We start from the raw sequence: 13,055 nt of genomic DNA on the forward strand, positions 1-13,055 counted from the left end.
CAATTCGTGAGGCTGTGGATAATCCTGCGTTCGTCTCAACCAGTACCACTACTGTCGCAGCCGACGCTTCCTCACTACTACGCAACGGATTGGCCGTGCAGGTCTATACGGTACTTGAGGAATTCGTTCGAGCGAGGAGCCTTGAGGCGCTTAATCACATCAGCGCAGGTTACGGGGGGTGGGCGCAGCTGCCTGAGGGACTTCTGCGGCGGTCGACGATGGGCGTGGCATCGATGCTCGGTGGTGAGGCGGCGCGCCTGAATAAGACCAACGGGACCGCGGCAGCGCTCGCCTTGCTCGAGGACACCGCGGTATCGTGGATCACGAGGCGTAATGGCGGAATGCAGCTCTCCGAACTAACATTCCGGTGGGCGGGGTCGAATATGCAGGCCGAAGATCTGGTGGACATTCTGCAGGCCGTTACTATAGAGAAGCCGTTTGAGTCGATGACTAGCATCATCAAGAGGTTCGGACTTCCGCTGCAGGGGACTGTGAAAGAGCTGCTTCAATCCTTGGCTAGAAATAGGCACAGCGCGGCTCATGCGCCGAGTCCGGGGATTCCTGCGGTATCACTACGATCGATGCCCAACGATCTGGTGACGCTTGCTCTAGCCTTCGACGTGCTGATTAGCCGTGGTGCGGCGGCGGGGCACCGCTCCGATGCTGATTTCAGGCAGGGAAAGGCTGTCAAGGTGTCGTCTATTGGACTGCGCACTGTGACTAGATTGCACGGAGACGAGTGGCGCGAGCTGAAGGTGGGAAATCAGCGCGGTACCAGACCTGTAGGCTCATTGGTGGATGTGAAGGCCGCGCTGCTAAGCAAGCGGGCAAAGACGGGGGATGTTCTCCTGTTCTTGGAAAGAGATGGGTCGGTCTCCGACTGGACAACGACCGATCTTCCGTGACTTGACAGGGCCAACAGCCCGATCCGGTCGTAGTGGTGCAGGGTGCGCACCGTGACGCCGGCCAGCGCGGCGACCTCTCCCACGTTCATCGGGATCCCTCCTCCCTTGACGCGGTGAGCCTGCGGCCTCACGTTGCGTCAGGGTCAAGCGCGTTCGGTCGCCCTTCCGGGGGACCGTTGCCGAACCGTCACGATCTTCGACCCTCCACGCCTCGCCGGTCTGTGCAACGGTCGAGGACCGGAGCACTGGTGGCGCGACCCGACCGGATCGCCCCCACCCCCGTACCGACCACCGACGACGACCGGACGGCCCGCCGTGGCCAGGAGAGGTGGCGGCTGCATGGTCGACTACGTGATCGAGCGCTGGGGGCTGATCGCCTACCAGGCGTTCCAGCACCTGAGCCTGGTGGTCCAGTGCGTGCTGCTGGGGTCGGCGATCGGCGTCGGGGTCGCCGTGCTGGTGTACCGGAACCGGTCGGCGACGGCGCTGGCCAACGGCGTCTCGGCGGTGGGGCTCACGATCCCGGCCTTCGCGCTGCTGGGCATCCTGCTGGCCCCGTTCGGTTTCGGGATCACCCCCGCGGTGATCGCCGTGACCTTCTACGCCGCGCTGCCGGTGCTGCGGAACGCCGTGGTGGGCCTGGCCGGCGTCGACCGGGCCACCGTCGAGTCCGCCCGGGGGATCGGGATGACCCGCGCGGCCACCCTGCTGCGCGTGGAGCTCCCGCTCGCCTGGCCGGTCATCCTCGCCGGCGTCCGCGTGTCCACGCAGATGGTCATGGGCATCGCCGCGATCGCCGCCTACGTGCTCGGCCCGGGGCTCGGCGGCTTCATCTTCTCGGGCCTGTCCCGCCTGGGCGGCGCCAACGCCCTCAACTCCGCGCTCACCGGGACGATCGCCATCGTCCTGCTGGCCCTCGTCCTCGACCTGCTGCTCGTGCTGCTGGGTCGGCTCACCACCCCCAGGGGGATCCGTGTCTGAGACAACGTCCGTGCCGTCGCCCGGTGCCACCGGCGACCGGAACATCAGCGGGGTCTCCATCCGCCTCGAGGGCGTGACGAAGCGCTACCCCGGCCAGGACCGCGCCGCGGTCGACGACGTGAGCTTCGAGATCGCGGCGGGCGAGACGGTGATGTTCGTGGGCCCGTCGGGCTGCGGCAAGACCACCCTGCTGAAGATGCTCAACCGCCTGATCGAGCCCACCAGCGGCCGGATCCACCTCGGCGACGAGGACGTCACCGACCAGGACGCCGACCAGCTGCGCCGGCGGATCGGCTACGTCATCCAGGCCGGTGGCCTGTTCCCGCACATGACGGTCGCGGCGAACGTGGGCATTGTCCCGCGGATGCTCAAGTGGGACCGGCAGCGGATCACCGAGCGGGTCGACGAGCTGCTGGACCTGGTGGGCCTGGACCCGGCCGTCTACCGCGACCGGTACCCGCGGGAGCTCTCCGGCGGCCAGCAGCAGCGCGTCGGCGTCGCCCGGGCGCTGGCCGCGGACCCGCCGGTCCTGCTCATGGACGAGCCGTTCGGCGCCGTCGACCCGATCACCCGCCAGCGCCTGCAGGACGAGCTGCTCCGCATCCAGGAGGAGCTGGGCAAGACCATCGTCTTCGTCACCCACGACTTCGACGAGGCCCTGAAGCTCGGCGACAAGATCGCGATCTTCGACGTGGGCGCCCGCGTCGTGCAGTACGACACCCCCGAGCGGATCCTCGCCGAGCCGGCCGGGGACTACGTGGCCGACTTCGTCGGCGCCGGCGCCACGCTGAAGCAGCTCTCGCTCACCCGGGTGGCCGACGTGCAGCTCGAGCCGGTGACGACGGCGCTCGCGGGTGCGGACTCGACCGCGGTCGTGGCCGCGGCGCAGGCCGCCGGCGACGACTTCGTGGTGGTGCTGGACGGCCGGGGCCGGCCGATCAGCTGGCCGACCGTCGCCGAGCTGTCCCGGACGACGACGGTGCCGGTCACCGTCGACGAGCGGCTGCCCGTCGTGGGGCTGCAGTCCACCCTCAACGACGCGCTGGACACCATGCTCGCGGCCAGCCAGGGCGGCGTCGTCGTCACCGGCCGGCGAGACAGCCTGGCCGGCGTGGTGACGGTGGAGACGGTCATGGCCGTCATCCAGCAGGCCCGGGCCGAGGTGGCCCGGTGACCGCGGCGACGGAGGCACGCCCGGACGGGGCGCCGGACGGCGTCCCCGCCGAGGAGACCGCGCGTCAGGCGGACGACTCCGCGGCCCGGGACGGCGGCTGGCGGGCCCTGGCGCTGCAGCCGGCGCTGATCGGCCTCGGGGTGCTGGCCTTCCTCGTCTGGCGGGCCACCGCCGAGCTGAGCGAGACCGAGGACCGCCAGCTGGGTGCGACCGTGCTGTGGAACAGCATCCGAGAGCACGTGTACCTGACCGTGGTCGCGGCGGTCGTCGTGCTGCTGATCGCCATCCCGCTGGGCATCGCGCTGACCCGCCCGCGGCTGCGCCGCTTCAGCCCGCTGGTGATCGGCGTGGCCAACACCGGGCAGGCAGCACCCGCGATCGGCCTGTTCGTGCTGCTGGCGACCTGGCTCGGCTTCGGGTTCCGGACGACGGTGATCGCGCTGGTGATCTACGCGGCGCTGCCGGTGCTGCGCAACACGATGGTGGGCCTGCAGGGTGTCGACGCGCGGCTGGTGGAGGCCGGGCGCGGCATGGGCATGAGCGCGCGGTCGGTCCTGCTGCGCGTGGAGCTGCCGCTGGCCGTCCCCGTGCTGCTCGCGGGCGTGCGGACGGCGCTGGTGCTGCTCGTCGGCACCGCGACGCTGGCCACCTTCATCGACGGCGGCGGGCTGGGCGTGCTGATCAACACCGGCATCACTCTGTCGCTGGACTCCCTGCTGATCAGCGGCGCGGTGCTCGTCGCGCTGCTCGCGCTCGCGGCGGACTGGCTCGGCCGGGTCGTCGAGCACGTCGCCCGGCCGAAGGGGCTGTGATGCGTACCCCGACCACCGCCGCGGCGGCGCTGTTGTCGTCGCTGGCGCTGCTCACCGGCTGCGGCCTGCAGAGCGCCAACACCTTCGTCCCCGATGCAGGTCCCGCAGCGATCGAGCCGATCGCCGGCGAGGGCGCGGCCGTCACCGTCGGCACCAAGAACTTCACCGAGGCGCTGATCCTCGGCAAGATCGCCGTCATCGCGCTGCAGGTCGCCGGCTTCGACGTGACCGACCGCAGCGGCATCCCCGGTGCAGCCCCCGCCCGTGCGGCGATGCTCGGCGGCGAGGTCGAGATGCAGTGGGAGTACACCGGCACGGGCTGGCTGAACTACCTGGGGATGTCCGAGGGCATCCCGGACCAGCAGGAGCAGTTCGAGGCGGTCCGGGACGCCGACGCGGCCAACGGGCTCACCTGGCTGCCGCCGGCACCCATGAACAACACCTACGCCTTCGCCGTCCGCAGCGAGGCGGTGGAGGACCTGGGCGGCGTCGCCACGCTGTCCGACGTCGCCGGCCTGCCGGTGGAGGAGCGGACGTTCTGCGTGGAGTCGGAGTTCGCCACCCGCAGCGACGGCTTCGAGCCGATGCTGGAGGCCTACGGCATCCCGCTCGGCGATCCGCAGGGCGTGCCGCGGGACAACGTCCGCATCCTCGACACCGGGGCGGTCTACACCGCGACCGACGCCGCGGCGTGCAACTTCGGCGAGGTGTTCACGACCGACGGCCGCATCGAGTCCCTCGACCTGACGGTGCTCGAGGACGACCGCGGCTACTTCCCGGCCTACAACGCCTCCCCGGTGGTCCTCACCGAGGTGCTCGAGCGGAACCCGGAGATCGCCGACGTCTTCGCGCAGGTCAGCCCGTTGCTCACCGACGAGGTGATGATCGAGCTCAACCGGCGGGTCGACGTCGGCGGCGAGCAGCCGGAGGACGTGGCCCTGGACTGGATGGTGTCCGAGGGGCTGGTCACGCGCGGCTAGGGTCGCTCGCGATGGACGACGACGGACCGCGCGGCTGGGGCGCGCCCCTGCACTCCGCCGTGCTGGACGTCGCCGCGGTCGGGCCGGGCACGCGCCTGCTCGACCTGGGCTGCGGTACGGGTCGGCTCGCCCGGGCGGCGGTGGACCGCGGAGCAGCGGTGACCGGCGTCGATCTCGATGCCGATGCGGTGGCGCAGGCTGCCGCGGACGTGCCCGGGGCGACCTTCGCCGTGCGGCACGCGCAGGATCCGCCGCCCGGGCCGTTCGACGTCGTGACCGCGGTCCAGCTCCTGATGCACGTGGCCGATCCGGTCGCGGTCCTGCGCCGGGCCGGCCGGGTGGGCGGCGTCGTGGTCGCGACCGTGTGGGGCCGCGATGCCGAGTGCGACCTGCGCGTGCTGCAGGAGGCCCTGGCGGCGCGCCGGCCGGGGCGGGGGCCGGCGGTGAGCGAGCCGGCCCGCCTGCGGGCGATGGCCGAGCGCGCGGGCCTGGCCGTGGAGCGCCTCGACGAGGTGCTCGTTCCCTTCTCCTACGCCGACGAGGACGAGCTGCTCCAGCCGCTGCTGGCCACGCCCGTCGGGCGGGCGGCCGCGCGGCGGGCCGACCCGGAGGGCCTGCGCTCGACCGTCCTCGAGACGCTCGAGCCCTACCGCACCGGCGACGGCGGCTACCGGCTGGAGAACCTGTTCCGGGTGCTGGTGGCCCGGCCCGCCTGACGCTCAGACGAGCGCGCGGACGGTCTCCACGACGGCGACGACGGCGAACACCAGGAACAGGGCGGCGGCCACCCGGCGGATCAGCGGGATCGGCAGCCGGTCGGCGAGCTTCTTGCCCAGGAACACCGCCAGCCCGGAGACGACGAGCAGCGCGGCCCAGGCGCCGACGAACACCGACAGCGGCTCCTCGTAGCGGGCGGCCAGGCCCGCGGTCGCCAGCTGCGACAGGTCGCCCCACTCCGCGGCGAACAGCACGCCGAACGAGATCGCCGCCGCGCGCAGGAACGACGTCTCCTCGCGGGTGTCCGCCGCCTCCCCGCCGTCCTCGACGTCGCCGGCGCTGCGCCAGAGGATGACCGCGCCGACCAGGAACAGCAGCGCCACGACGCCGGTGACCAGCGCCTCGGGCAGCAGCGAGAGCAGGGACCCCGCGGTGACGGCGATCGCGACCTGCAGGCCGAACGCCGTGCCGACGCCGACGAAGACCGGCAGCGGGGCGAACCGGGTGGCCAGCACGAGGCTGGCGAACAGCGTCTTGTCGGGCAGCTCGACCGGGAGCACCAGCACGAACGCGGCCAGGACGACCGACCAGATCACGACGAACCCTCCTCCGCGCGGCGCTGCCGGGCGGGGCTCGGGCAGACGATCTCTCGGCCGACCACGGTAGCGGGCCGGTTCCGGGGCCCGCCGCGGGCTAGCGCTTCCGGGTCGCCTTCACCCGGTACATGGCGGCGTCGGAGGTGGCCAGGGCCGTGTCCGCGGTGTCGCCCGGGCCGCAGAGGGCGACCCCGATGCTGATGCCGACGGCGTGCTCCGCGCCGTTCGTGCGGCGCAGCGGCTGCTCGAACGCGGCGGTGATGCGGTCGGCGATGACCTGCGCGGCCTGCTCGCTGCCCACCTCGGGGCAGAGGACGACGAACTCGTCGCCGCCGATGCGCGCCACCGTGTCGCCGGGGCGGATCGCCGCGGCCAGCCGGCGGGACGCCTCCACGAGGACCTCGTCACCGGCGGCGTGGCCGGCGGAGTCGTTGACCGGCTTGAAGCCGTCCAGGTCGCAGTAGAGGACCGCCATCCGGCGCTGGGCGCGCTCGGCCGCGGCCAGGCTCTGGTCCAGCCGGTCCAGGAGCAGGTTGCGGTTGGGCAGCCCGGTCAGCGGGTCGTGCAGCGCCGCCTCGCGCAGCGCGGCCTCCAGCGCCCGCTGCTCCGTGACGTCGGTGAGGGCGACGACGATGCCGGTCATGCGGCCCTCGTCGTCGTGCACCTGGACCCCGGAGCCCGAGACGCGGCGCAGCGGCCGGCCCGGGAGGGCGATGCCCATCTCGGCGTCGTCCACGCGGCCTTCGGTGTAGACGCGGCTGAACGGGACGTCCTGGTAGGCGAGCGGGGCGCCGTCCACGTCGGTGAGCCCGAACGCGCCCGGGATGTCCTCGACGGCCACGGTCGGGTCCGCGTCGAGGCCGTGCCAGTCGCGGGCGGCAGCGTTGAAGAGGGTGACGCGCCCGTCGGCGTCGCCGCCGATGACGCCGACGGGCAGCACCTCGAGCAGTGCGCGGGTGAAGGCGGTGGACCTGGACAGCTCGTCGTGGGCCCGGGCGGTCTCGGCGCGGGCGAGCTGGCTGGCCGCGGCCAGGTCGGCGAGCTGCCGCGCCTGCTGGTGCGCCCGCAGCAGGGAGGCGACCGCGGTGCCGACCTCGGCCAGCCGCTCCCGGTCGGCGTCGGTGAAGGTGTGCGGCTCGTGGTCGAACACGCAGAGCGCGGCGACGGTGCGGCCGTCGACGTCGACGGGGGCGCAGGCGAAGGCGCGGATACCGCCGCGGCGGCCGTCCACCCAGGGGCTGAGCGCGAACCGGGAGTCCTCGGTCACGTCGTCGGCGGTCTGCACGCCGGGGCCGCGGAGCATCAGCGTCTCGACCATCGAGCCCTTGCGCGGCCAGGACGCCCCGCGGAAACCGTGCACGGCCAGCACGTGCATGACCGCGGTGTCCATGGTGATGACCGAGGCGCGCGTCATGCCGGTGACCGCGGCGGCCACCCGCACGAGCCCTTCGAGCGCGGGGTCGGCGTCCGTGGCGGGCAGGTCGAGGTCCGGGAGGTCGGCAGCAGGACGGCCGAGCACCGGTGCGGGCTCCGTCGTGCTGCTCATCCTGACGTCCTTCCGGGGTGGGGCGGTCCGTTCAGTTCCGCAACGGCCGTTGCGGTTCCGATGTTGAGCATCTGCGGCCGGTCTCCCCCGGAGGGGTAACTGGCCGGGCCGGTCTCCGGGTTCCCGGGGCCGCAGGGCTGCCCGAGCCCGCCCCGGAGGGCTAGCCTCCGACCGTGCACCGACATTGATCCGCACCGCCGCCGCTGCCCGGGGCGGCCAGGCCCTTCGCGCGCCTGGCCGTGTGCTGGGCCGCGCTCTCCGAGCTGGTTCCGCTCTACCCCCTGTACGCCCTGCTGTTCCTGGACACGGGGGTGTCGGCGGCCCAGCTGTCGCTGCTGTTCGGCCTGTGGTCGGTGACCGGGTTGCTGGCCGAGGTGCCGGCGGGCCTGCTGGCCGACCGGTGGTCGCGGCGAGGCGTGCTGGTCCTGTCCGGGGTGCTGCAGGCGGCCGCGTTCGCGCTGTGGACCGCAGTGCCCTCGCCCCCCGCCTTCGCCGTCGGCCTCGTGGTGTGGGGCATCGGTGGGGCGTGCTCGTCGGGCACGGCGGAGGCGCTGGTGCACGACGGGCTGGCCGAGCGCGGCGCCGCCGACCGCTTCGGCCGGGTGCACGGCTGGATGACCGCCGCCGAGCTGCTGGTGCAGGTGCCCACGGCGCTCCTGGCGACCGGGTTGCACGCGCTCGGTGGGTACCGCCTGGTCGGCTGGGTCAGCGTCGCCGCCTGCCTGGCCGCGGCTCTCCTCGCCCTGCGGTTCCCCGAACCGGCGCGGGACGACGGCGAGGAGGAGGTGCCGCCGCGGCGCGAGGTGGTCGCCGTGCTGCGCCGTCCGGCCCTGCTGGCGGTCGTCGCCGCCGTCGCCCTGGTCGGCGGCCTCGACGGCATGGAGGAGTACTTCCCGGTCCTGGCCGCCGGGTACGGGCTGCCCACCGCCGCCGTGCCCCTGGCCGTGCTCGTGGTGTCGCTGGCCGGGGCCGCCGGGGCTGCGGCCGGGGGCCGGATGAGGCGGCCGGGCGGCCGGCTGCCGGCGGTGCTGCTCGCCGGAGCCGGCGCCGGCCTGCTGGGCTCGGTCGTCCTCCCCGCGCCGGTCGCGCTCGTCGTCCTCGCCGGCGCCTACGGTCTGCACCTCGCGGTGCTCGTGGCGGCGGAGGCGGAGCTGCAGCGCCGGATCACCGGCCCGTACCGGGCGACGGTCACGTCGGTGGCCGGCGTGGGCGTCGAGCTCGGCTCGCTGCTGGTGTTCCTCGCCTGGGCCGTGGGCGGGCCGTCCGGCCTCGGCCTGCTGGTGCTCGCCGTCGTCCCGGTGGCAGCGGGCGGCCTGCGGTCGCGGACCTGAGCCCGGTCACTCCCATAGCGGCGGGGCGTCCCCGAGGCGGGATGCCGGGTCGGCCGGGTAGGCGGCCTCCGCGGCGGCGGTGGCCGCGCGCAGGACCTCCTTGACCGGCAGGTCCCGCTCGCCGGCGAGGGCGACGACGTCGTCGAACTCCACGCCGACGTTGACCACCCGGTCGCCGGCGAGGGCCACCCTGACGCCCACCTGCCCGCCGAGCACCTCGACGGCGGCCTGCGTCCGCTCCAGGGCGACCTTGCGCGCCTCGACCACCCGCATCCCGGTCGTCGAGGTGGTGGAGAAGACGGCGGACTGCACGGCGTTGAGCACGTCGGGGCGGCAGAGCGCCGACAACATGTGCGCCGGCCGGCCCTGCTGCACGAGGATCGGGGTCAGCCAGGCCTCGGTGGCGCCGGCCGCGAGCAGCGCCTCGAGCACGCCGGGCCACAGCCGCGGATCGAGGTCGTCGACGTTGGCCTCTACGACGACCGGCAGGAGCGGCGCCGGCCGGGAGCGCTCCCCCAGGACCAGCCGGACGACGTTCGGCAGCTCCTCGGGGTCCTCCGCGCCGGCGCCGGTGCCCACCCGGTGCGGGCGCAGCGCCGGCAGCGGCGCCCATTCGTCGACCCGGGCGGCCAGCAGCGCCGCGCCGATCGGGGTGCACGTCTCGCCGGGCAGGACGCCGGCGTGCACCGGGACGCCGGTCAGCAGCTCGAGGACCACCGGACCGGGAACGGGCGCGACGCCGACCGGGCCGCTGCCCAGCGCCACGGGGGAGGCGGTCAGCCGTTCCAGCTCCAGGTACTCCAGGCAGGCGACGACGGCGACGATCCCGGCCAGCGCGCCGGCCGTGCCCAGCACGCCCAGCTCGAGCTCGCCGGGCTCCACCCTGCGCGCCCGCGCAGCCGCGACGACGAGCCGCTCGACGACGGCGAGGGCGCCGTCGCGGACCGCCGGGGGCAGCGTGGAGGCGTCCAGCAGGGCGCGGACCTCGCCCCAGGTGCGGTCCTCGTCCGGCTCCGCCGCGTGCACGACCGCGCAGGTGCCGCCCACGCCCTGCCGCGACACCTGCGCGGTCTCCAGGCGCAGGTGTTCCACGTGCAACGCCGCGACGGCGTCCGCGGGGACGTCGATCGGGACGCCGGCGTCGAGCAGGGCCGCGAGCAGCATCTCGCCGGTCGCGCCGGCGGACAGGTCGAGCCAGCCGATCACGAGGGCACTTCCCGCCCGCGCCTCACCGGGTCCTGCCGCTCCTCCTGGCGACCCGGGCGGCGAAGACCCCCGCGGAGTACCCGTTGTCGATGTTGCTCACCGTCATGCCGGGCGTCGCCGCCGTCAGCATGGTCATGAGCGCGCCGAGCCCGCCGAACGCGCTGGGCTGGCCGGTCGAGGTCGGCACCGCCACCACCGGGACGTCGGTGAGCGAGCCGACCATGGTGGCCAGCGAGGCCTCCATGCCGGCGACGACGACCAGGCAGTCGGTGTCGTCGAAGACGGTGCGATCGGCGAACAGGTTGCGGGTCCGGCTGCCGGCGACGTCGTCGATGCGGACGACCTCCGTGCCGGCGATCCGGGCCACGAAGGCGGCCTCCGCGGCCACCGGGGTGTCGGCGCCACCGCTGCACAGCACGGTGACCCGGCCGGAGGGCTCGGGCACCGGACCCACGGCGGCGGCCGACGCGGCGGCGTCCATGGTGGTCTCGCCGCCGTGCTCGGTCGCCAGCGCCACCAGGGTCTCGGGAACGGCCCGCAGCACCAGGACGGGACGGTCCGGGTGCTCCCGGCGCGCCTCCCGGACCAGCGTCAGGACCTGCTCGGTGCTGCGTCCGGTGGCCCAGACGACGTCGGTCTCCACCGCGCCCGCCACGGTGCCGAGCACCACCGGCTCGGCGTCCTCGACCACGACGTCCTCGAGCACGGCGTCCTCGATCACGGCGTCCTCGACGACCCCCGGCTCGGCGTCCTCGACCGCGGGGGTCCCCGGCAGCGGGCCGAGCAGGGGCTCGGCGGGTCGCTCGGCGCCCAGCGGGGCGTGCGGGCGGTCGAGCAGCGAGGCGAAGCCCGGCTCCTCCTCGCGCACGGCGGTGACGGCGCGGAGCGCGTCGTCGAGGGGGGACGGCGGCACGGGGGCCAGGGCGGCCGCCTCCTGCTGCGGGCCGTCCTCGGTCCGGCGGTCCGGGGCGGGGCCGAAGTGGGCGTCCAGCGGGCTGGCCGGGGCGCGGGTCTGGGTCACGGCCGACAGCCGGACCACCCGGTCGCGCCCGCTGCGCTTGGCGTCGTAGAGCACGCCGTCGGCCGCGGCGAAGAGGGTCTTGCGGTCGTCGCCGCGGGTGGCCGAGGCGATGCCCGCGCTGATGGTCACCGGCACGTCGAGGCCCAGCTCGGACCACGGGTAGCCGACGACCGAGGCCCGGATGCGCTCCAGGGCCCGCTCGGCCTGCTCGGACGTCGTCTCCGGCAGCAGGATGACGAACTCGTCGCCGGCCCAGCGGCACACCTCGTCGGTGTCGCGGACGCCGGCCACCAGCAGCTCGCCGACGACGCGCAGCACGGCGTCGCCGCCGGGGTGCCCGATCGCGTCGTTGATCGACTTGAACCGGTCGACGTCGACCACGGCCAGGGCGGGGACGTCACCGGCGGCCAGCAGGCCGTCGAGGCGGGCCTCGGCGTAGCGCCGGTTGGGCAGGTGGGTGAGCGGGTCCTCGTAGGCCTGCCGGCGCAGCTGCCCGGCGGCGCGCTCGGTCTCCAGGAGGCTCTTGCGGCGGCCGAACAGCTCGACCCAGCGGGTTCGCCGCTCGTCGACCCGGTCCAGCTCGTCGGAGAGGTACGCCTGCAGGTAGGGGAGCGCCCGCTCGGCGTCGTTGAGGTCGGCGTGCAGGGTGCACAGCTCGCGCAGGGAGGCGCGGCGCACCCGCGGGAGGCCGTGCTCGGTCGCCAGGTCCAGGGCGGCGACCAGGTGCTCGTCGGCGGCGCGGCCGTCGCCCTGGCGGCGCAGCGCGCGGCCCAGGGCCAGCTGCGCCGAGGCCAGCCGGGCCCGGTCCGCGGCGGCGCAGGACAGCCGGACGGCGGCGCGCAGCGGGCCGATGGCGGCCGCCTGCTCACCCATGCCGACCAGCGCCCAGCCGTGCACGATCTGCGCCGGCACGATGCCGGAGGCGTCCGGCGGCAGCTGGACCAGGGCCTGCTCGGCGAGCTGCCGGGCCTCGGCGAAGTAGGGCGCGGCCGACTCGGGGGCGCCGTCGTCGAGCAGCCCCTCGCCGAGCTCGGCGCACAGCTCGCCGAGCCGGGTCGCGGCCACGGCGACGAGCACGTCGGGGTCGGCGGCGTCGGGCTCCAGCACCTCGGGGTCCGCGGCGGCGGCCAGCGCCGTCTCGTGCGCGCGCCGCTGGTAGTCCAGCGCCAGGGGCATGAGCTCCAGGTCGGCCAGGACGCCGGCGAGGGTGCTGAGCGTGTCGACCAGCAGGACGCCGGGGGGCAGGGCCGGGTCGAGCAGGCTGGCGGCTTCCACGGCCTCGTCCATGGCCGCGTCGATCCGCCGGGAGAGCAGCTCGATGCGGGCGTGCCGGGCGAGCCCCGCGGCCCGCTGCAGGTCGTCGTCGGCGGCGTCGAAGGCGGCCTTGGCCGAGCGGACCAGCGCAATCGCCAGCGCCGCGCGGGAGGCCTGCTCCGAGCGCGGGTCGGCCTCGACGCCGGTGCCGTCCAGCAGCTCCGCGACGCCGGCGTGCAGGTCGAGCGCGGGCTCGGTGGAGGAGTCGGAGGAGACCGGGTCGCCGACGAGGGTGAAGCCCGCGAGGCGCAGCCGGCGCACCAGCAGCTCGGCGCGCAGCGTGTCGGCCCAGGCCCGGCCCAGCGAGTGGGGGGCGTCCTCCATCGCGTCGTCAGCCGGAACGGCTGCGACGTAGGGCGACGGATCCCGCTCCACACCCTGCAGCAGCTGCTCGGCGTCGTCGAGCTGCCAGTTGCTGAGGGCGGCGGTCACCCGGTGGTGCAGGGTTCCCGGTGGCACTACCGCACTGTGC

At 74.3% G+C, this 13,055-nt stretch carries 11 protein-coding genes and 1 pseudogene; 7 read left to right on the forward strand and 5 right to left on the reverse strand.

Features of this window, described 5'->3' with window-relative positions; genetic code table 11:
• The first annotated feature begins 95 nt into the window (after window positions 1–95).
• A complete protein-coding gene (locus tag DQ244_RS19510; RefSeq protein WP_199580254.1) occupies window positions 96–905 on the forward strand; it encodes a hypothetical protein in 810 nt (269 codons plus the stop codon).
• A gap of 11 nt (window positions 906–916) precedes the next feature.
• On the opposite strand, the pseudogene DQ244_RS20015 reads toward DQ244_RS19510, so the two are convergent.
• A pseudogene (locus DQ244_RS20015) lies at window positions 917–994 on the reverse strand (MerR family DNA-binding transcriptional regulator); the annotation flags it as partial.
• Window positions 995–1,244: 250 nt separating this feature from the next.
• On the opposite strand from DQ244_RS20015, the gene DQ244_RS00215 reads away from it, so the two are divergent.
• Genes DQ244_RS00215 through DQ244_RS00235 form a run of 5 tightly spaced genes read left to right on the forward strand, consistent with a single transcriptional unit; the run spans window position 1,245 to window position 5,568 of the window.
• Entirely contained in the window at window positions 1,245–1,886 is a 642-nt protein-coding gene (locus DQ244_RS00215; RefSeq protein WP_113809495.1) for an ABC transporter permease, read from the forward strand.
• Window positions 1,879–3,060, forward strand: coding sequence for an ABC transporter ATP-binding protein (locus tag DQ244_RS00220; protein ID WP_113809496.1), 1,182 nt, complete (start codon window positions 1,879–1,881; stop codon window positions 3,058–3,060). The genes DQ244_RS00215 and DQ244_RS00220 overlap by 8 nt, the downstream gene beginning before the upstream one ends.
• A complete protein-coding gene (locus DQ244_RS00225) occupies window positions 3,057–3,872 on the forward strand; it encodes an ABC transporter permease (protein ID WP_113809497.1) in 816 nt (271 codons plus the stop codon). The genes DQ244_RS00220 and DQ244_RS00225 overlap by 4 nt, the downstream gene beginning before the upstream one ends.
• Window positions 3,872–4,852, forward strand: coding sequence for a glycine betaine ABC transporter substrate-binding protein (locus DQ244_RS00230; protein ID WP_113810548.1), 981 nt, complete (start codon window positions 3,872–3,874; stop codon window positions 4,850–4,852). Before DQ244_RS00225 ends, DQ244_RS00230 begins: the two co-directional genes overlap by 1 nt.
• Before the next feature lie 11 nt (window positions 4,853–4,863).
• Window positions 4,864–5,568, forward strand: coding sequence for a class I SAM-dependent methyltransferase (locus DQ244_RS00235; RefSeq protein WP_113809498.1), 705 nt, complete (start codon window positions 4,864–4,866; stop codon window positions 5,566–5,568).
• A gap of 3 nt (window positions 5,569–5,571) precedes the next feature.
• Here DQ244_RS00235 and DQ244_RS00240 read toward each other — a convergent pair whose 3' ends face one another.
• Window positions 5,572–6,165, reverse strand: coding sequence for a TMEM165/GDT1 family protein (locus tag DQ244_RS00240; protein ID WP_113809499.1), 594 nt, complete (start codon window positions 6,163–6,165; stop codon window positions 5,572–5,574).
• Between the two features lie 97 nt (window positions 6,166–6,262).
• Window positions 6,263–7,711 carry a sensor domain-containing diguanylate cyclase gene (locus tag DQ244_RS00245; protein ID WP_113809500.1) on the reverse strand — a complete coding sequence of 483 codons (1,449 nt, stop codon included), beginning with the start codon at window positions 7,709–7,711 and terminating at the stop codon, window positions 6,263–6,265.
• A gap of 239 nt (window positions 7,712–7,950) precedes the next feature.
• Between DQ244_RS00245 and DQ244_RS00250 the strand changes: the two genes are divergently transcribed.
• On the forward strand, window positions 7,951–9,042 hold the full coding sequence (locus DQ244_RS00250) for an MFS transporter (protein WP_113809501.1): 1,092 nt from the start codon (window positions 7,951–7,953) through the stop codon (window positions 9,040–9,042).
• A gap of 6 nt (window positions 9,043–9,048) precedes the next feature.
• On the opposite strand, the gene DQ244_RS00255 is transcribed toward DQ244_RS00250, so the two are convergent.
• Window positions 9,049–10,248, reverse strand: a complete 1,200-nt coding sequence (locus DQ244_RS00255) for a LarC family nickel insertion protein (protein WP_113809502.1) — start codon at window positions 10,246–10,248, stop codon at window positions 9,049–9,051.
• Window positions 10,249–10,270: 22 nt separating this feature from the next.
• Window positions 10,271–13,042 carry a diguanylate cyclase domain-containing protein gene (locus tag DQ244_RS00260; RefSeq protein WP_233491075.1) on the reverse strand — a complete coding sequence of 924 codons (2,772 nt, stop codon included), beginning with the start codon at window positions 13,040–13,042 and terminating at the stop codon, window positions 10,271–10,273.
• Window positions 13,043–13,055: the final 13 nt, after the last annotated feature.

It is taken from the genome of Blastococcus sp. TBT05-19, assembly GCF_003319095.1.
Lineage (GTDB): Bacteria > Actinomycetota > Actinomycetes > Mycobacteriales > Geodermatophilaceae > Blastococcus.

What these genes read in the sequence shown, in the direction of transcription:
- DQ244_RS00245 (WP_113809500.1), bottom strand. Translation starts at nt 7,711, where the DNA reads ATGAGCAGCACGACGGAGCCCGCACCGGTGCTCGGCCGTCCTGCTGCC.
- DQ244_RS00215 (WP_113809495.1), top strand. Translation starts at nt 1,245, where the DNA reads ATGGTCGACTACGTGATCGAGCGCTGGGGGCTGATCGCCTACCAGGCG.
- DQ244_RS00230 (WP_113810548.1), top strand. Translation starts at nt 3,872, where the DNA reads ATGCGTACCCCGACCACCGCCGCGGCGGCGCTGTTGTCGTCGCTGGCG.
- DQ244_RS00235 (WP_113809498.1), top strand. Translation starts at nt 4,864, where the DNA reads ATGGACGACGACGGACCGCGCGGCTGGGGCGCGCCCCTGCACTCCGCC.